The sequence below is a fragment of the Kosakonia radicincitans DSM 16656 genome (assembly GCF_000280495.2).
Classification (GTDB): domain Bacteria; phylum Pseudomonadota; class Gammaproteobacteria; order Enterobacterales; family Enterobacteriaceae; genus Kosakonia; species Kosakonia radicincitans.
The window spans coordinates 944,701-962,683 of sequence record NZ_CP018016.1 but is presented as its reverse complement, the minus strand read 5'-3'; the positions used below and the strand labels follow the sequence as shown (position 1 = coordinate 962,683).

At 55.1% G+C, this 17,983-nt stretch carries 20 protein-coding genes; 6 read left to right on the top strand and 14 right to left on the bottom strand.

Going from position 1 to position 17,983, the window contains the following annotated elements:
• Positions 1 to 3: 3 nt before the first annotated feature.
• Genes Y71_RS04815 through Y71_RS04800 form a run of 4 tightly spaced genes read right to left on the bottom strand, consistent with a single transcriptional unit; the run spans position 4 to position 1,734 of the window.
• Positions 4 to 327: a prepilin-type N-terminal cleavage/methylation domain-containing protein gene (locus Y71_RS04815; protein ID WP_007370362.1), complete on the bottom strand. Its 324-nt coding sequence runs from the start codon at positions 325 to 327 to the stop codon at positions 4 to 6.
• Complete coding sequence (locus tag Y71_RS04810; RefSeq protein ID WP_035942078.1) at positions 312 to 719, bottom strand: DUF2509 family protein; 408 nt, start codon at positions 717 to 719, stop codon at positions 312 to 314. Before Y71_RS04810 ends, Y71_RS04815 begins: the two co-directional genes overlap by 16 nt.
• Positions 716 to 1,279 (bottom strand): prepilin peptidase-dependent protein, encoded by a 564-nt coding sequence (locus Y71_RS04805; protein WP_007370360.1) that lies wholly within the window; start codon positions 1,277 to 1,279, stop codon positions 716 to 718. Before Y71_RS04805 ends, Y71_RS04810 begins: the two co-directional genes overlap by 4 nt.
• Entirely contained in the window at positions 1,273 to 1,734 is a 462-nt protein-coding gene (locus Y71_RS04800) for a prepilin peptidase-dependent protein (RefSeq protein ID WP_007370359.1), read from the bottom strand. Before Y71_RS04800 ends, Y71_RS04805 begins: the two co-directional genes overlap by 7 nt.
• Before the next feature lie 9 nt (positions 1,735 to 1,743).
• Here Y71_RS04800 and Y71_RS04795 point away from each other — a divergent pair, with 9 nt between their 5' ends.
• On the top strand, positions 1,744 to 1,941 hold the full coding sequence (locus Y71_RS04795; RefSeq protein ID WP_035942075.1) for a hypothetical protein: 198 nt from the start codon (positions 1,744 to 1,746) through the stop codon (positions 1,939 to 1,941).
• Here Y71_RS04795 and thyA read toward each other — a convergent pair.
• The 4 genes from thyA to rppH all read right to left on the bottom strand — a co-directional run bounded on the left by thyA (position 1,919) and on the right by rppH (position 6,571).
• Complete coding sequence (gene thyA / locus Y71_RS04790) at positions 1,919 to 2,713, bottom strand: thymidylate synthase (RefSeq protein ID WP_007370357.1); 795 nt, start codon at positions 2,711 to 2,713, stop codon at positions 1,919 to 1,921. The two genes, Y71_RS04795 and thyA, sit on opposite strands and share 23 nt — an antisense overlap.
• Positions 2,714 to 2,719: 6 nt before the next feature.
• On the bottom strand, positions 2,720 to 3,595 hold the full coding sequence (gene lgt, locus Y71_RS04785; protein WP_007370356.1) for a prolipoprotein diacylglyceryl transferase: 876 nt from the start codon (positions 3,593 to 3,595) through the stop codon (positions 2,720 to 2,722).
• A gap of 186 nt (positions 3,596 to 3,781) precedes the next feature.
• Positions 3,782 to 6,028 carry a phosphoenolpyruvate--protein phosphotransferase gene (gene ptsP, locus Y71_RS04780; protein ID WP_007370355.1) on the bottom strand — a complete coding sequence of 749 codons (2,247 nt, stop codon included), beginning with the start codon at positions 6,026 to 6,028 and terminating at the stop codon, positions 3,782 to 3,784.
• A gap of 12 nt (positions 6,029 to 6,040) precedes the next feature.
• Complete coding sequence (rppH, locus tag Y71_RS04775) at positions 6,041 to 6,571, bottom strand: RNA pyrophosphohydrolase (protein WP_035887639.1); 531 nt, start codon at positions 6,569 to 6,571, stop codon at positions 6,041 to 6,043.
• Positions 6,572 to 7,252: 681 nt separating this feature from the next.
• Between rppH and mutH the strand changes: the two genes are divergently transcribed.
• The 4 genes from mutH (at position 7,253) to Y71_RS04750 (ending at position 10,258) form a co-directional block, all read left to right on the top strand.
• Complete coding sequence (gene mutH, locus Y71_RS04765; RefSeq protein WP_007370353.1) at positions 7,253 to 7,948, top strand: DNA mismatch repair endonuclease MutH; 696 nt, start codon at positions 7,253 to 7,255, stop codon at positions 7,946 to 7,948.
• Between the two features lie 63 nt (positions 7,949 to 8,011).
• Positions 8,012 to 8,725, top strand: a complete 714-nt coding sequence (locus Y71_RS04760) for a TerC family protein (protein ID WP_007370352.1) — start codon at positions 8,012 to 8,014, stop codon at positions 8,723 to 8,725.
• Between the two features lie 144 nt (positions 8,726 to 8,869).
• Positions 8,870 to 9,088 (top strand): lipoprotein YgdR, encoded by a 219-nt coding sequence (gene ygdR / locus Y71_RS04755; RefSeq protein WP_007370351.1) that lies wholly within the window; start codon positions 8,870 to 8,872, stop codon positions 9,086 to 9,088.
• Positions 9,089 to 9,217: 129 nt separating this feature from the next.
• On the top strand, positions 9,218 to 10,258 hold the full coding sequence (locus Y71_RS04750; RefSeq protein WP_007370350.1) for an NADP(H)-dependent aldo-keto reductase: 1,041 nt from the start codon (positions 9,218 to 9,220) through the stop codon (positions 10,256 to 10,258).
• Between the two features lie 2 nt (positions 10,259 to 10,260).
• Here the strand turns inward: Y71_RS04750 and lplT are convergent, their stop codons facing one another.
• The 3 genes from lplT to Y71_RS29885 all read right to left on the bottom strand — a co-directional run bounded on the left by lplT (position 10,261) and on the right by Y71_RS29885 (position 14,150).
• Positions 10,261 to 11,451: a lysophospholipid transporter LplT gene (gene lplT / locus Y71_RS04745; protein WP_035887635.1), complete on the bottom strand. Its 1,191-nt coding sequence runs from the start codon at positions 11,449 to 11,451 to the stop codon at positions 10,261 to 10,263.
• The gene (aas, locus tag Y71_RS04740) at positions 11,444 to 13,603 is read right to left on the bottom strand and encodes a bifunctional acyl-ACP--phospholipid O-acyltransferase/long-chain-fatty-acid--ACP ligase (protein WP_007370348.1); all 2,160 of its coding nucleotides are present in this window, start codon (positions 13,601 to 13,603) and stop codon (positions 11,444 to 11,446) included. Before aas ends, lplT begins: the two co-directional genes overlap by 8 nt.
• 76 nt (positions 13,604 to 13,679) lie before the next feature.
• On the bottom strand, positions 13,680 to 14,150 hold the full coding sequence (locus tag Y71_RS29885; protein WP_035887630.1) for a hypothetical protein: 471 nt from the start codon (positions 14,148 to 14,150) through the stop codon (positions 13,680 to 13,682).
• Positions 14,151 to 14,206: 56 nt separating this feature from the next.
• Between Y71_RS29885 and galR the strand changes: the two genes are divergently transcribed.
• Complete coding sequence (galR, locus tag Y71_RS04735) at positions 14,207 to 15,214, top strand: HTH-type transcriptional regulator GalR (protein ID WP_007370347.1); 1,008 nt, start codon at positions 14,207 to 14,209, stop codon at positions 15,212 to 15,214.
• An 85-nt stretch (positions 15,215 to 15,299) separates the two neighbouring features.
• Here galR and Y71_RS04730 read toward each other — a convergent pair whose 3' ends face one another.
• Genes Y71_RS04730 through Y71_RS04720 form a run of 3 tightly spaced genes read right to left on the bottom strand, consistent with a single transcriptional unit; the run spans position 15,300 to position 17,978 of the window.
• A complete protein-coding gene (locus Y71_RS04730) occupies positions 15,300 to 15,749 on the bottom strand; it encodes a GNAT family N-acetyltransferase (protein ID WP_007370346.1) in 450 nt (149 codons plus the stop codon).
• Positions 15,746 to 16,519, bottom strand: coding sequence for a GntR family transcriptional regulator (locus Y71_RS04725; protein WP_007370345.1), 774 nt, complete (start codon positions 16,517 to 16,519; stop codon positions 15,746 to 15,748). Before Y71_RS04725 ends, Y71_RS04730 begins: the two co-directional genes overlap by 4 nt.
• A 31-nt stretch (positions 16,520 to 16,550) precedes the next feature.
• Positions 16,551 to 17,978 carry a glycoside hydrolase family 1 protein gene (locus Y71_RS04720; RefSeq protein WP_007370344.1) on the bottom strand — a complete coding sequence of 476 codons (1,428 nt, stop codon included), beginning with the start codon at positions 17,976 to 17,978 and terminating at the stop codon, positions 16,551 to 16,553.
• Between the last annotated feature and the right edge of the window lie 5 nt (positions 17,979 to 17,983).

Genomic DNA, 17,983 nt, shown 5'->3' with positions numbered 1-17,983 from the left:
TGACTACTGACGGTTCGGACAAAATAATCGCGTCATCTGCCCCTGCCTGCCCACTGGTGAGGTGACGGTGACGTTGATGCTGACACATCCCTCTGCCGTTGTCTGCCCCCGGTTTACCTGCCAGCCAGGCGGCAAAGGCGGTGCGTCGGGTTGCGCCTGTTGCCATGCATATCGCCACAACTGCCGCCACTGGCTGGCAGACCAGAACCCTGATGCCAGTGCCCGATGATAACCGCCCAGTGCGGTAACCACCATCACCATCAGCAGCATCGCCAGCAATACCTCCGTCAGGCTGAAACCCCGTTGCTTGTTCAGGGAAGCAGACATAGCGCCACCTCGTTTAGCGGACAAAAATCACTCCAGCCATGCGGCAAAAAGCGGATATTACCACCGCTTACTGCCCCCAGATGCCACAGTACATCCTCTTCGTTCGCAACGATCAGCAACGCGGAACCATCGCTGAAAATGCGCAGACAACTGCGCCAACCCGCGCCAGAAGGTTGCCGACACTGTAACAAGGGTTGCGATGGCCATACCTGATGTTGCGCCCACGCCATCGCCGAGTGGATTTCAGCAATATTGCGTAATCCGTGAATCTCACGATTTACGCGCCACAAATGGCTGGAAAGTTGCTGATTCAGGCCATTCAGCATCAGGCTTCCGAGCACCAGTAGCAGCAATACCAGTGCCAGCGATGACATTCCCCGTTGACGATTCATAAGTTATATCCGATGACGTCCATCACAGCGTTCGCCGTCGTTCCTGCATCACCGGGAAGAGAGGCGGTGAGCGCGACACTAAGCTGTGGGGCATATCCTGTCGTCTCGCGCCTGGTCACGTTAAAACGCGAGACAGACATCTGGGCAGGATCGGTCGTTTTTTCCCAGCCCCGTCCGGTACAGGACGTTGCGCCACGCAATGTCTCCAGCGCACCATTTTGCAGACGAAACCCCGTTTGCTCCGGTTCGCTGCTCGCAGAAGATTCCCAGCGTCCGTTGCTGTTGGCATCCCACTGCATTATCACGCACTCTCCGCTACTGCTGATAACCAGCGGCTGGCCAGTGCAACTGCCGTTGCAGTAGCCCGCCCGCTGTAACTGTTTTGCTACCGCCCAGAGTCGTTGCCAGAGATCGTCCTCCAGCGTCTGGATACGAGTATGTTGCAAAACGGCGGCTTGCAGTGCCGGTAAAAAGCGGGCAGAAGCCAGCAGTAATATGCTGCCGATAGCCATTGCCAGTACGGTTTCTAGCAATGAAAAACCCCGTTGACTGTTCAACATTGATCGTCCTTCGCGTTCTGACACATTCTGATGCGCCCCCAGGCTGAAACCACGATCCGCCACTCTCCGGCACTGCTGCGAACGCGAATATGCCCGGGCCATGCGGTGTTGCGCAAACCAAAGAAGCCGAGCGACGGCGTCACATCCAGGAGCGTCACCTCAGGCCAGGCGGGCATAACGGCGAGCGGGCCTGGCGTGGCGCATCCCGCAGAGGGCATATTGAGCAGGCACCAGCCTTCGCTCCCCCGTGCCGAATAAACCCGTTGCGCCTGATTATGCCAGTTCGCCTCCTCGCGTAACCGTTCCAGAAAGTGGCGAACTTGTAGCGCGGTCTGCCATAACCGCTGCTGCGCCTGCCAGTGCTGCCAGCCCGAGAGCCCCATACCGCTCAGGATCGCGATCAGCGCAACGGCAATAAGCGTTTCAATAAGGGTAAAACCCGCTTCGTTTTTCATGGCGGCAGTGTGCAAGCGGTGGATGTTCAGGTCGAGGCAGAAAAGGGAAAATTACGAGGTGTTACGAGAGAAAAAAATGCATTTGCAGTGGCTTGCACAGCGGTTGCGAGCAACGCCGAAAAACCGTTTTTTGATGAAAAAAAACCGGCGCATTACTGCACCGGTTGTGTAATGTTCAGCCTGGTCAGACAGCGACCGGCGCTTTAATTGCCGGGTGCGGATCGTAACCTTCAATGTCGAAATCTTCGAAGCGGTAATCAAACAGCGACTCTGGCTTACGTTTGATCACCAGTTTCGGCAGCGCGCGGGGTTCGCGGCTGAGTTGCAGATGCGTCTGCTCAAGGTGGTTGCTGTAGAGGTGCGTATCGCCCCCCGTCCAGACAAAATCACCCGGCTCCAAATCGCACTGCTGCGCCATCATATGTACCAGCAATGCATAGCTGGCGATATTGAACGGCAGCCCAAGGAACACATCACAGGAACGCTGATAGAGCTGGCAGGAGAGCTTGCCGTCCGCTACATAGAACTGGAAGAACGCATGGCAAGGCGCCAGCGCCATTTTGTCCAGTTCGCCGACGTTCCAGGCAGAAACGATAATACGGCGAGAGTCCGGATCGTTTTTCAACTGGTTGATAACCGTTGAAATCTGATCGATATGGCGGCCATCCGGTGTTGGCCATGCGCGCCACTGTTTACCGTATACCGGTCCGAGATCACCCCGCTCGTTGGCCCATTCATCCCAGATGGTGACGTTGTTTTCGCGCAGATAAGCGATATTGGTATCGCCCTGCAGGAACCACAGCAGTTCATGGATAATTGAACGCAAATGGCAGCGCTTGGTGGTCACCAGCGGGAAACCGTCCTGCAGATTAAAACGCATCTGATGGCCAAAAATAGACAGCGTGCCTGTCCCGGTGCGGTCATTTTTCGGGGTGCCTTCGGTCAGCACCTTTTGCATCAATTCTAAATACTGTTTCATGGTTCCTCAGGAAACGTGTTGCGGCGAACGATGGCGGTACGCCCAGATCATCATAATAGCGCCTGCGACAATCATTGGAATGGAGAGGATCTGCCCCATGCTGATGTACTGCACCCATTCGCCGGTAAACTGCGCATCGGGCTGGCGGAAAAATTCAACAATGATACGGAACGCACCGTAGCCAATCAGGAACAAGCCGGAGACCGCGCCGGTCGGGCGTGGTTTACGGATAAACAGGTTAAGGATGATAAACAGGACAACGCCTTCCAGCGCCAGCTCATAGAGCTGTGACATATGACGTGGCAGCACGCCGTATGTATCAAAAATCGACTGCCATTCCGGATGCGCTGGCAGCAACGCGACATCTTCCGCACGCGAGCCGGGGAACAACATAGTAAAAGGGAATGAGGGATCAACGCGGCCCCATAATTCACCATTGATAAAGTTGCCCAGACGTCCGGCCCCCAGACCAAATGGGATCAGCGGCGCAATAAAATCAGAGACCTGGAAGAAGCTGCGTTTAGTACGACGCGCGAAAATCACCATCACGACGATAACGCCAATCAGGCCGCCGTGGAAGGACATACCGCCATCCCACACGCGGAACAGATAGAGCGGATCGGCAAGGAATAGAGGGAAATTGTAGAACAACACGTAGCCGAGGCGGCCCCCCAGAAATACCCCCAGGAAACCTGCATAGAGCAGATTTTCCACTTCGTTTTTCGTCCAGCCGCTGCCCGGACGGTTCGCCCGACGCGTAGCCAGCCACATTGCAAAAACGAACCCTACGAGGTACATCAACCCGTACCAGTGCAGGGAGACGGGTCCAATGGAAAAAATCACCGGATCAAAATCGGGAAAACGCAGATAGCCACTGTTCATCTGTCACCACAACTTGTTGTTCTTCCGCCGAAAGTGGACAGCGGTTTACATATGCGGTCGCAACCGGCGGCCGCTCCAAAGGGGCGAATCATAGCATAAGGGGGATGCATGAGTTGCGCCGAAGTTGTAAAAGATATGTATAGTCAAACAGCCACGCGCTTATTTTACCTCTGAACAAGCAGACGCTTAAATCCCGCCGCGGATCAGGCCGCCCAACCCGCGCCGCTCCATAAAAGCGGCAATCTGATGGCGAACTTCGGCAGTTAATTGCGCCTCAAGCGTGCGATTTGCCAGCACCTGCGCCTCTTCAGCATCAATACGCCGCAGCAAATATTTGATGCGCGCGACCGAACGCCCATTCATCGACAAATGGCGATAACCAAGGCCTATCAGCACGGCGACACACATCGGATCCCCGGCCATTTCACCGCACAGGCAAAGGTCGATGCCTAACCGTTCCGCCTCAGTAGCCACCATCGACAGCGCACGCAGCACGGCCGGATGCAGACTGTCATACATTGTCGCTACGCGGGTATTGTTGCGATCCACCGCCAGAATATACTGTGTCAGATCGTTAGTGCCGATGGAGATAAAATCAACGCGGCTTGCCAGATGCGACAACATAAACACCATTGAGGGCACTTCCAGCATCACGCCAATACGCGGGCGTGGAATGGCGTAGCCGATCATCTCTTCGACTTCACGTCCGGCGCGTTCAATGAGCCGTTTTGCCTCATCCACCTCGTCAATGCTGGTGATCATCGGCAGCAGAATACTGAGGTTGCCGGTCGCCGCATTAGCGCGCAGCATGGCGCGCACCTGCACGAGGAAAATTTCCGGCTGATCGAGCGTAATACGAATGCCTCGCCAGCCAAGACAGGGATTTTCCTCGCTGATGGGCATATAGGGCAGTTGTTTATCGGCGCCAATATCCAGCGTACGCAGCGTTACCGGCTTGTCGTTGAACATTTGCAGCATGCCCTGATATTGCGCCACCTGCTCCTCTTCCGACGGAAAGCCGCTTTGCAGCATAAAGGGAATTTCAGTGCGGTACAGCCCGATACCGTCGATGCGGCTGCCGAGTTTCTCTTCATGCTCCGGGCTTAAGCCAGCATTCAGCATCACTTTCACCCGCTCGCCGCTTTTAAGCTGCGCCGCCAGATTGACATCATCTTCGGCGAGACGGCTGAGCTCATTTTCCTCAGTGATGAGACGCTGGTATTCCTGTAGCAGAACCGGTTCCGGATCCACCAGCAATTCGCCGCGGTAACCATCGACAATCAGCGTACGGCGATGCAGCGCAGAAGGCTGGATATCCGCCCCCATCACCGTCGGAATGCCAAGCGCGCGCACCATGATCGCGGCATGAGAGTTGGCGGCACCGTCGCGCACCACTACGCCCACCAGCCGATCGTGCGGCAACTCTGCCAGCGTTGTCGCCGAAAGCTCATCGGCGACCAGCACAAAGCGCTCCGGCCAGGTATTCGGCCCCTGAATATTGTCATCAAGGTGGAACAGCAGACGCTGGCCGAGGGTCCGGAGATCGCCGGCCCGTTCTTTCAGATAACCATCGCTGAGCGCGGCAAACTGTTCGGCGAAACTTTCAATCACCGTTTTCACCGCCCATTCGGCCACCACGCCTCTGTCCACTTCTTCGAACAGCTCACGGCGCAAACGCGCATCGGAGAGCAGGTGGGAATAGAGATCGAAAATCGCCGCCGTCTCTTTTTGCGCACCGGCGGAAAAACGCTTGCTGTAACGGCGGAATTCGTTGGCAGCCTCTTCCAGCGCGCTGGTCAGCCTTTCACGCTCAAGCGAGGTATCCAGCGTCGATGCCGGATAAACCTGCTCCATCAACGGCAGGGTTTGATCCATCCAACCTTCGGCAATGGCAACCCCCGGCGAAGCAGGCAGCGCGCGAATACGAGTCTGCCGATACTGACCAAACAAGGCATTTAATTGTGACTGGGAAAGGATCCCGGCGACCTGGGTAGCCAGTGTGACCAGAAAGGACTCTTCGCTTTCATTGTACTGGCGCAGCTCACGCTGCTGCACAACCAGTACGCCAAGCAACTGACGACGCTGGATAATTGGTACGCCGAGAAACGCGCGAAAACGCTCCTCTTTTACCGCAGGAATATATTTAAAGCTGGGATGTTTCTGCGCATCGGCAAGGTTGATAGGCTCCGCCAGTCGGCCAACCAGGCCCACGATCCCCTGATCGAATGCGAGCGTGACAGTGCGGCCACGCGGCTTTTTTAAGCCGCGCGTCGCCATCAGATAAAAACAGCGCCTGTCGTGATCTGCAAGATAGACCGAGCATACTTCGGTTTCCATCGCCAGACACACGTCGGTAACCAGTATCTCCAGCGCTTCGTTAAGACGCGGCGCGCTGGCAACTTTCTCAACTATTTCTCGCAGTCGGGTGAGCATAATGTGGGTGGCTTAACCTCGTTTACGTCGCCAGGCAGGTGCGTTTTGTGGCTTAGGAGGCGTTTCCTGAAGCGATAACACCGCACTTGCAAACTCTTTCATCACCCGTCGGTAGACGTCGCGTTTAAACGAGACTACCTGACGAACAGGATACCAGTAGCTTACCCAACGCCAGCCATCAAACTCAGGAGTGCTACTGGTTTGCATATTGATTTCTGCATCATTACCAATCAACTGCAAAAGAAACCATTTTTGTTTCTGGCCGATACAAACCGGCTTTGTGTCCCAACGCACCAAACGTTTCGGTAACTTGTAACGCAACCAGTTACGGGTAGAAGCAAGGATACGAACATCTTTACGACTTAAGCCCACTTCCTCGAACAGTTCCCGGTACATCGCCTGCTCCGGGGTCTCGCCTGGGTTGATTCCCCCCTGGGGAAATTGCCATGAGTGCTGCCCGAAGCGTCTGGCCCACATCACCTGGCCCTGTCGATTGCAGATTACGATTCCCACATTTGGGCGGTAGCCATCGTCATCAATCACCGGACTACCTCAAAATAAACCTGAATGACGAGATTGTTTCACACTCCCGGAAAACGGTAAACCACTCTATGACAGGGATACGAACGGATAACGATTGAATAACTCACAGTTTGCATAAGAGTTATAAACATCACCCCCTGCCTCAGACGGGTTTTATTCACCTTTTCTGTGGATAGAGTTGTGAAAAAGTATGGAATTACCCAGGGAAAACCCAGAACAGTCTGAATAACCCATTTATCGGGTAAAAAAATAAAACTCGGTGATTCATTTAGTTAAGTGACTTATCACCGGTTTTTTGCAGCATTACGTGACGATCATCACTCTTAGGATCCTGGCGCTGATGAAAGATCGAACAGAGCCGTTTTTATCCACAGATTATGCCAATAAGTTAGGCATATTTTGTGCAGAAACTCGATTTTCATCGCACGTCAAGGCTGTAAATGGAAACAGTAGTGAGGGTTTTCATCAGTTATCCCATTTTTCTGTGGATAACATGGTGTAAGATCCTGTTCATTGTCAGTGACCAGATTTGGAAAACCTGGCAGGCTGTTGCGCAACACATTACAAACACAAATAAATTATCTTTTAAATCATTGCGTTGCCTATATTCCACTGAAAACGGTAAACTACCAGACTACAGTGGAAAACTACTGCCTGTTTTTTAATCAAAAGGTTAGTGACATGTTCGCGTTGTCTCCCTTCACTTCGCCACCAGAATCCGAGGCTCAGTTACTCGCTCAGGCACAGCGCCTGGCAGGCTATTCGCTTGGCGAACTGGCGGCATTGGTGGGACTGCCGGTGCCGCGCGATCTGAAACGGGATAAAGGCTGGATCGGTGTGTTGCTTGAGCTATGGCTGGGCGCCAGCGCCGGAAGCAAACCCGAACAGGACTTCGCCGCGCTGGGCGTCGAGTTAAAAACCATTCCGGTGGATAACCAGGGCCGCCCGCTGGAAACCACCTTTGTTTGCGTCGCGCCACTCACCGGGAATAGCGGCGTGGTGTGGGAAACCAGCCATGTCCGGCACAAGCTGAAACGCGTGTTATGGATCCCGATAGAGGGTTCACGCGAGATCCCGGTAGCCGATCGCCGTGTCGGATCGCCGTTGCTCTGGAGCCCCAATGAGGAAGAAGAGCAGCAGTTGCGCCAGGACTGGGAAGAGTTGATGGATCTGATTGTGTTGGGCCAGGTCACGCGTATTACCGCCCGTCACGGCGAAGTCCTGCAATTACGTCCCAAGGCCGCCAACAGCAAAGCGTTAACGGAAGCGATTGGCGAACATGGGGAGCCTATTCTCACGCTACCTCGCGGTTTCTACCTGAAAAAGAACTTCACCCGCTCGCTGCTGGCTCGCCACTTTTTTCTATCCGGCTATTAATTTTTTGCCACAGCCTCACCGACGCTTATAATTAGCGCTTCTTTTTTTGCAGGACTTTTATTGATGTTATTTGCATGGATCACCGACCCTAACGCCTGGCTTGCGCTCGGTACGCTGACGCTGCTGGAGATCGTGTTAGGGATCGATAATATTATTTTCCTCTCTCTGGTTGTTGCAAAGTTACCTACCGCGCAACGTAATCACGCCCGTCGGCTTGGGCTGGCAGCGGCAATGCTGATGCGACTGCTGCTGCTGGCTTCTATTGCCTGGGTAACAAGACTGACGCATCCGTTATTCACCCTTTTTGATCACAGCGTTTCGGCGCGTGACATGATCCTTTTTCTCGGCGGATTGTTCCTGATCTGGAAAGCGAGCAAAGAGATCCACGAGTCGATCGAAGGTGAAGAAGAAGGGCTGAAAACTAACGTTCACTCTTTCCTCGGCGCTATCGTGCAGATCATGCTGCTGGATATCATTTTCAGTCTCGATTCGGTGATTACCGCAGTGGGTCTCTCCGATCATCTGTTCATCATGATGGCCGCCGTCGTGATCGCTGTTGGCGTGATGATGTTTGCCGCGCGTCCGATTGGCGAATTTGTCGATCGCCATCCGTCGGTCAAAATGCTGGCGCTGTCGTTTTTGATTCTGGTCGGCTTTACGCTGATCCTCGAAAGCGTTTCGATTCATGTGCCGAAAGGTTATATCTACTTCGCGATGTTCTTCTCTATCGCTGTCGAGTGGCTTAACCTGTTGCGCAACAAAAAAAATCCACTGTAAGCAAAGCGCTTCCCCGGTCGGGGAAGCGCTTTTCACTTCCTTACCTGCTCTAACCGCTATTTTCAGAAAATCTCCCTTTTCCATCGCGAAACAGCGGGTTATTACTAGACTGTGTGTGACGCATGCAATGAGAGGGTCTGAGTGATGAAAAAATGGGCGGTGATTATTTCCGCAGTAGGTTTAGCTTTTGCGGTTTCCGGATGCAGTAGCGATTACGTAATGGCAACAAAAGACGGCAGAATGATCCTGACGGATGGTAAGCCGGAAATTGATGATGATACCGGGCTGGTCAGCTATCGCGATCAGCAAGGCAACAAAATGCAGATTAACCGTGATGATGTCTCCCAGATTATCGAACGCTAAGAAATATCTTTAAAGGTCAGTGACCTGCTGACCTTTTTGTGAATTTTCCCTTTCCCTTTTGCTTCCCCTCTGCCATGTTTATAGTCCTTTGTCAGGACTACTGACGTTGTATTTTTAAGGAAGCCGGCTATGCAGTATCACCGTATCCCCCACAGTTCGCTGGAAATCAGCACCCTGGGGCTGGGCACAATGACGTTTGGTGAACAAAACAGCGAAGCCGACGCCCATGCACAGCTCGATTACGCCGTCAGCCAGGGAATCAACCTGATTGATGTCGCAGAGATGTACCCTGTTCCGCCACGCCCGGAAACGCAGGGTTTAACCGAAACCTATGTCGGCAACTGGCTGGCAAAACGCGGCAACCGCGAAAAGCTGGTTATCGCCTCTAAAGTCAGCGGCCCAAGCCGCAACAATGACAGCGGGATCCGTCCGGATCAGGCGCTCGATCGTAAAAACATCCGCAGCGCGCTGGATGAAAGTTTAAAACGTCTGCAAACCGATTATCTCGATCTCTACCAGGTTCACTGGCCGCAGCGCGCCACTAACTGCTTCGGCAAGCTGGGTTATAGCTGGGTAGAGAGCGCGCCGGTCATAACGCTGCTGGAAACGCTGGAAGCGCTGACTGAGTTTCAGCGCGCGGGCAAAATTCGTTATATCGGCGTCTCGAACGAAACCGCCTTTGGCGTGATGCGCTATCTGCATCTGGCGGAAAAGCATGAACTGCCGCGCATTGTCACCATCCAGAACCCGTACAGTCTGCTAAACCGCAGCTTTGAAGTGGGCCTTGCGGAAGTGAGCCAGTATGAAGGTGTAGAACTGCTGGCCTACTCCTGCCTCGCCTTCGGCACGCTGACCGGGAAATACCTCAACGGGGCGAAACCCGCAGGCGCGCGCAACACGCTGTTCAGCCGCTTTACGCGTTACAGCGGTGAGCAGGCGCAAAAAGCGGTGGCGGCTTATGTGGATATTGCGAAGCGACACAATCTCGATCCGGCGCAGATGGCGCTGGCGTTTGTCCGTCGCCAGCCCTTCGTCGCCAGCACCCTGCTGGGCGCGACGACGATGGAACAGTTGAAAACCAATGTGGAAAGCCTGCATCTGGATCTGAGCCAGGATGTGCTGGCGGAGATTGAAGCGGCGCACCAGATATATACCTACCCGGCGCCGTAAACTTACCGGCGGCGCTGCCAGAACCACAGCGCCGCTATCGCCAGCGCAAAGATCACGCCAAAGCCGACGCCCGTTCCCACTACCGGAGCGCCGGCTTTTACCGCCAGCGAGTACAGCCCCAGCATTACCAGCATTGCCATGTTTTCGCCGAGATTCTGCACGGCAATCGCATTGCCCGCCCCGACCGACGCTTTACCAATCGCCTGTAGCAACGCATTCAGTGGCACGACAAAAAAGCCGCCCAGCATGCCGATCAGCATCAGAACGCCATAAGCAGGCAGCAAAGCATGTTGTAACGAAAACAGCACCACCGCGACGCCAATCAAAACCCCTGCAGGCATACAGCGCGCGACAGTTTCCAGCGTGACCAGCTTCGCCGCCAGCCCGGCACCGACCACAATCCCGACCGCCACCATCGCGTTCAGATAGGTCGGCGTGGCGTTGTCAGTAATACCCAGCGCTACCGGCACCCACAGCACCAGCAGGAAGCGCAGCGTCACACCCGCCCCCCAGAACAGGCTGGTGCCAACCAGCGAAAAGCGGGTTTCACCGTTGCGCCACAAACTTTTGCAGGCGCTAAAGAAGCTGTACGTCATCGGCGTAAAACGCCAGGACTGCCCCGGCCGCGCAGCGGGCAGCTTTGGGATCAGTAAATTTGCGACGACCGCGCCCGCATAAACCAGCGTACAAACGCCCAGCGCAGCAAGCACATGCCAGTCGGCCAGCACGCCACCCGCCACAGAACCGAGCAGAATGGCGGCAATAGTTGATGACTCCATCAGCCCATTGGCTTTAACCAGCTTATCCCCGGAAGTGATCTCGCCGAGGATGCCGTACTTCGCCGGAGAGTAAGCCGCCGCGCCAATGCCCACCAGCAGATAGCCGACAAAGGGATTCACGCCAAAGCAAATGCTCGCAGCGCCCAGCAGCTTTAAGCCGTTCGCCATCATCATTACCCGGCCTTTGGCGAAACTATCCGCCACCTGACCGACAAATGGGGCAAACAGGATGTAAGCGCCCACAAACACCATTTGCAGGATCGGCTGGCTCCAGTCCGGGTAAAACTCAGCCTTCAGCAGCGCCAGCGTGGCAAACAGCAGCGCATTGTCGCCAAATGCCGAAAGGAACTGGGCGGCGATCACCGCCATCATTCCGCGCGACCACAGCGAGGCGTTGATCTCAGGTTTAAGCATGTTGGGTTTCCGCCTCGTCAACCATCGTTTTGAGCGTGACAAAATCTGGCTTGCCGCTGCCCAGCACCGGCAGTTGCTTGAGATAACGAATGTCACGCGGTACCGCCAGTTCAGGGATACCCTGCGCACGCGCATACTGCAGAAGTTTATCGCGCGTCAGCGATTCATCGTTCGTAAACATCACCAGCGCTTCACCTTTGCTGGCATCACTTTTAATCACCGTGGCATGCATTTTCTCCGGCGACACCGCCAGCGCCAGCTGTTCCACCGTCTCCAGCGAGATCATCTCACCGGCAATTTTGGCAAAACGCTTCGCGCGCCCCTGAATCTGCACAAATCCTTGCTCATCAAAACGCACAATATCGCCAGTGTCGTACCAGCCAGCTTCCTGCTCGCCATGAATATTCTCCGCCGACGGCGCTTCCAGCACGCCGGGGTTTTCTACCCGCAGATAGCCGGCCATCACGTTCGGCCCTTTCAGTTGCAGGCGTCCGCCCTCTTCAATACCCGGCACTGCCATCAGACGCGCATCCATTCCCGGCAGAATACGGCCAACCGTGTCCGGTTTCGCCGCCATCGGCACGTTAATCGAAACCACCGGCGCACATTCGGTTACGCCATAACCTTCCAGAATGCGCAGGCCGAATTTGTCCTGCCACAACTGGCGCGTGCTCTCCTGGAGCTTTTCGGCGCCAGCCACAACATACCGCAGGCGGAAAAAGTCGTAAGGATTGGCGAAACGCGCATAGTTGCCGAGAAAGGTCGAGGTGCCAAACAGCACGGTACAGTTGCGGTCATAGACCAGTTCCGGCACCACGCGATAGTGCAGCGGGCTGGGATAGAGAAACACTTCCGCCCCGGTCAGCAGCGGCGTAAACAACCCTACCGTCAGGCCAAACGAGTGGAACAGCGGTAGCGCCGACATAAAGCGGTCGTTGGCGGTAAAGTCAGCGATGGTTTTGATCTGCTCAACGTTAGCCAGAATGCTCTTGTGGCTATGCACCACGCCTTTCGGGTTGCCTTCAGAACCGGAGGTAAAGAGCACCAGCGCTGGATCCTCCGGTTTCTGCGCCACCTGCGCTTTTAGCGGCGTCAGCAAATGGCGAAAAATCCACACTTTATCTTGCAGCGTAACATCGCCCTTCAGATCTTCCAGATAGACCCAACGCACCTGGGTAAGCTGCTCCGGCAGATGCCAGAGCTTGCCTTTATCTATAAAGGTTCGCGAGGTGAAGATGGTTTTGATTTGCGCTGCCGTGATGGCGCTGCCAAGCCCTTTCACCCCGGCAGTGTAGTTCATCATCGCCGGAATTCGGCCACGGGCAATCGCCCCAAAAATGACCGCCGCGCTGATGCCTGCATTAGGCAGCATCAGGCCAATTTTCTCCCCCTGCTCACTGTATTTTTCCAGGATGCGCGCAACGAACAGCGTCTTGGTCAGCAGCTTGCGGTAGCTGTCGGGAGTAAAGTTAATGTCTTCGACGCAGGGCTTGTTGGCACCGAAACGGTACTGCGCGGCGAGAAATGCTTCAAACAGCGTTTCGCGCGGGCGCACGGCCATGCGCGCTTCCATCATGATTTGGTGCAACATCTCACCGGCGATTTTGCGGCGATCGCGCGCGCGCGGTGCTTCCGGCATCGGTAAAGATGTCGGCGGCAGAATATGCAGCGTAATGCGCGGAAACAGACGCTGTTTAACCAGCCCTTTCAGGCGGCTGAAATAAGTCAGCTCGGCGCCATCAATACGCAGCGGTATTACCGTTGCGCCCGATTTGGCGGCGACAAAACCCGCGCCGTCATAGATTTTCATCAGCGAACCCGAGAGCGAAATGCGCCCTTCCGGGAAAATCACCACCGGGCGGCCCTGCTCGATCAGGCGCACCAGATATTTAATCGACATCGGTTTGGTGGGGTCGAGAGGGACAAAGTCAACGATAGAGCGGATCCAGCGCATATACCACTGGCTGCTAATCGAGGAATAAACCGCAAAAACCGGGCGTACAGGCAGGAACAGCGCCAGCAGAATGCCATCAATAAAGGAGACATGGTTAGGGGTAATCAACACACGTTCGCCGTGTAGTGCTTCAGTGCTGCCGGTCAACTGCACCCGGAACAAAACGCGAAACAGTTCGCGAAAAAAGCCCAGTAGCATCTCAACTCCTTTTGCCAGAGAAATAAGTAAGTTTGCAAATTGTGGCAGATTACACGAGAAGTGCTGGAGGAGAAATTCAGGGCAAAAAAAAACCTGCGCGTCCGCGCAGGTTGGTGCAAGAAATGAGTACGAAGAGCGTACCGAATAAATCACCAATCAATACCTCTGGGATCTTGATTGTGGCGTTGGCGCGGGCGTACCGCCAGCGGGAAAAAGCAAGGGAATGAGCCGAAGTGAAACGAGGTGTGTCGATTCGCTTTGCTTGTAACAACGCGGGCAAAAAAAAACCTGCGCATCTGCGCAGGTTGGTGTAATTCGAGTATGCAACCCGGGGGCTGCGCTCACCTATCAATACCTCTGGGATAACCACTCTGTCATGGGGGAGAACGCGCCACCAGCAGACAATCGAAACAGCTTTGCGCAAAGTGTAACTAAAGGTTTTACCTGTATTAATCGGCAAAACTTTTTTGTGTAACGGTTCCACGGCTTTCCAACGCGTCACTTCACGTTTGCACACTACCAGCAGGTAACTGCCTTGATTAGCCATTCCTTTTCCGTAACACTACACAGTGTGTAAACGCTTACCCCTAAGGAAGGTGCGCCATGGCGACCATTAAAGATGTAGCACTGCTGGCAGGCGTCTCCGTTGCAACGGTTTCCCGTGTGATTAACGACTCGCCAAAAGCGAGCGAATCTTCACGGCTGGCGGTGCAAAGTGCAATGGATGCGCTGAATTATCACCCGAACGCCAACGCCCGCGCGCTGGCGCAGCAATCGACGGAAACCGTCGGTCTGGTGGTCGGCGATGTTTCAGATCCTTTTTTCGGCGCGATGGTGAAAGCCGTTGAGCAAGTCGCTTCCGCCACCGGTAATTTTCTGCTGATTGGCAACGGCTACCACAACGAAGAGAAAGAGCGCAAAGCCATCGAGCAGTTGATCCGCCATCGCTGCGGCGCGCTGGTGGTACACGCCAAAACTATCCCCGATGAAGAGCTGGCTTCGCTGATGAAGCAAATTCCTGGCATGGTACTGATCAACCGTATTCTGCCGGGTTTTGAACAGCGCTGCGTGGCGCTCGACGACCGCTACGGCGCGTGGCTGGCAACCCGCCACCTGATCCAGCAAGGCCATACGCGCATTGGCTACCTTTGCTCCAACCACGCCATTTCCGACGCGGAAGATCGTTTGCAGGGTTATTACGATGCGCTGAAAGAGAATGGCCTGCCCTGCAATGACCGACTGGTGACCTTCGCCGAGCCGGATGAAAGCGGCGGCGAACAGGCGATGACTGAACTGCTAGGTCGCGGCAGAAACTTTACCGCCGTTGCCTGTTACAACGATTCGATGGCGGCGGGCGCAATGGGCGTACTGAATGATAATGGCATTGATGTGCCGGGCGAGATTTCACTGATTGGTTTCGATGATGTGCTGGTGTCGCGCTATGTGCGTCCCCGGCTGACCACCGTCCGTTACCCGATTGTCACCATGGCGACACAGGCCGCCGAGCTGGCGCTGGCGCTGGCGGAAAACCGTCCGCTGCCGGAGATAACGCATCTGTTTAACCCGACGCTGGTGCGCCGCCATTCAGTGATTGCCCCGCAGGAGAGTTAACGCGGGTTGCCCTGAGCCTGATTGCTTGCCGGAAGGCGTTAATGCTTATCCGGCCTGCATATTCTTCTGCGTTTAGCCGAAAAACTCACAGCGCAATGCGATACAAATGCACATGCGTGTTCGGGTAATCCAGCCCGTCGCCAATATACTCCCAGCCGTAGCGCTCATAAAAATCGCGGCAGGCGGAATAGAGATGTAACTGGCTAAATCCCATTGCTTTTGCCTGCGCCATTACATGATGCTGTAGCTGCCCGGCCAGCCCCTGCCCGCGCGCGCTTTCTTTTACATACAACGCGGCCAGCCACGGGAAAAGATCCTGACGGCTGATCAAATCGCAACGCCACAGCCCCACGGTCGCCAGCAGTTCATCGCCGTCAACCAGCACAAACGTCAACGGTAACGCGCCCGGCGTCTGGCTGTGATCAATAATGCTGGCAAAGAAATCGCGCGGCAGGGAATCGCCAAACTCATGCCACAGCCACTCGATAACCTGCGGCGCAAAGCGCGGCGCTTCGTAGAGAGGAAGGATTTTCACATCAATTTTCCCTGGAAGATGGGGACGGATTCAAACAGATAGCCGTCGAAATCCGGCGCATCTTCATCAGATAGCTCCAGCAGGCTTTTTTTGACATTTTCCAGATGCTGCCACATCGCCTGCCATGCGCCCATCACATCGCGGCGACGCACCGCTGCCAGCAGCGTTTGCCGGTCGCCCAGCCATTTCAGGCGATACGGACGGCTGGCGATATGCACATTAAACTGTTGCCACAGCGGGCTACTGTCCATCTGGTGCCAGATGCTCTCTACCGTTGCCAGCAGCATCTGGTTTTGCGAAGCCCCGGCCAGCACCAGATGAAACATCTTGCTGTTGTCCTGGGTGGTGTCATTCAGGGCGATGGCGCGCTGCTCTTGTTCGAGAATCCGCCGCAGGTTGTCAACATCCGCCCGCGTCGCCATAGTCGCCGCAAAGGCAGCAATATTGCTCTCCAGCAACTGACGCGCTTGCAGGATCTCGAACGGGCCAACATCGCTACTGAGAAAGCGCTCTTCCTCGTTTTCATGGGCCTGCGGAATACGCATCACATAGACGCCCGACCCCTGGCGAATATCAACCGTGCCCTGCAATTCCAGCATCAGCAGCGCTTCGCGCACAATGGTGCGGCTGACGCCATATTTTTCGGCGATATTGCGCTCCGGCGGCAGGCGGGAGCCAACGGGATAGTGCCCCTGGATGATTTGCTCGCGTAAATCCTCGCCAATCTCCTGGTACTGTTTTTTTTCCGGCGGAACGACGGCCTTCTCCACAATATCACCTGCACTTATTAGTTATTGCGCGCTATCTTACTTCATCATCGAGGGTAAGGGTCAACCGGCGCTCATCGCTCAGCGCGCGGAACCAGTGCAGCGACTTTTTCGCCCGCCGATCGCGGTTGTGCTGCAGATCGATCTCCACCAGCCCATAGCGGTTTTTAAAGGCGTTCATCGGCGAAACGTTGTCGGTAAACGCCCACAGCATATAGCCGTGGCAGTTCGCGCCTTCTTCCCGCGCCCGCAGCGTCTGATACAGATGCGCGGCGATGAACTCAATGCGGTAATCATCCTCAATGGTTCCCTCAGCATTGCGGAACTGCCCTTCGTTCTCCACGCCCATGCCGCTTTCCGCAACAAACCACGGAATATTGCCGTACTCGTTTTTGATGCGCATCGCCATGTCATAGATGATCTCCGGCAGGATCTCCCAGCCGCGCGATTTGTTCATCTTTCTGCCCGGCAGCTCAAACGGCTCATAGTAATACGCCGGGTGGAACGGTGTCTCCGGGTGCCAGGCGCGCGATGGCGCTTTCACACGGTGCGGATAGTAAAGATTGATGCCCAGTTCATCGACGGTGTTGTCGCGAATGATCGCCAGTTCCTCTGCGCTGTAATCCCATTTAACGTTCTGTTTTTCCAGCAGATCCACCAGCTCCTGCGGATAGTAGCCTTTCACCAGCGGATCGAGGAACACGCGGTTATAGAACAGATCGTAACGCTGTGCCGCCAGTACATCGTGCGGAGCGCTGGAACGTGGGTAAGTCACTTCCGGGTTGAGAATGCAACCGACAGTTCCGGCGTACCCCTTCTCGCGAAACAGCTTCACCACTTTTGCCGTCGCCAGGTTTTTGTGGTGGTTCCACTGCATCCAGGTGCTGGTGTTCTGCTCATACGGCCAGCGCAGCGCATCAAGATAGACGCGGGTTTGCACCACAATCGGCTCATTAAAGGTAAACCAGCGCGTCACTTTATGGTGGAAGCGCGCAAACACTTTCTCAACGTACAGCAGATAGAGTTCGACCACTCTCTTTGAGGCCCAGCCGCCGTAGGTTTCCAGCAGATAACCGGGCAGCTCGTAGTGCTCCAGACAGATCATCGGCGTTATGCCATGGCGCTGCATCTCATCAAAAAGCTGGTCGTAATAGCTGGCGTAAGTCTCATCCACCACGCCCTGCTCGTAATCGGTAAGAAAGCGCGACCAGTTGATCGAGGTGCGGTAGTGGGTTAACCCCGCCTGCTTCATCAGTTGCACATCTTCGCGAAAACGCTGGTAGAAATTCGTGGCCACCGCCGGGCCATAACCCTCATGCCAGACGTGGCGATCGTTTTTGTACCAGAGATCAGGCCACGAATCCTGGCCCGCCTTTTTCCCTTCCCAGCCTTCGGTTTGCCAGGCCGATGCCGCCGCGCCCAGAATAAACGACGGCGGGATGGCAATGGTTTTTGTACTCATAACAT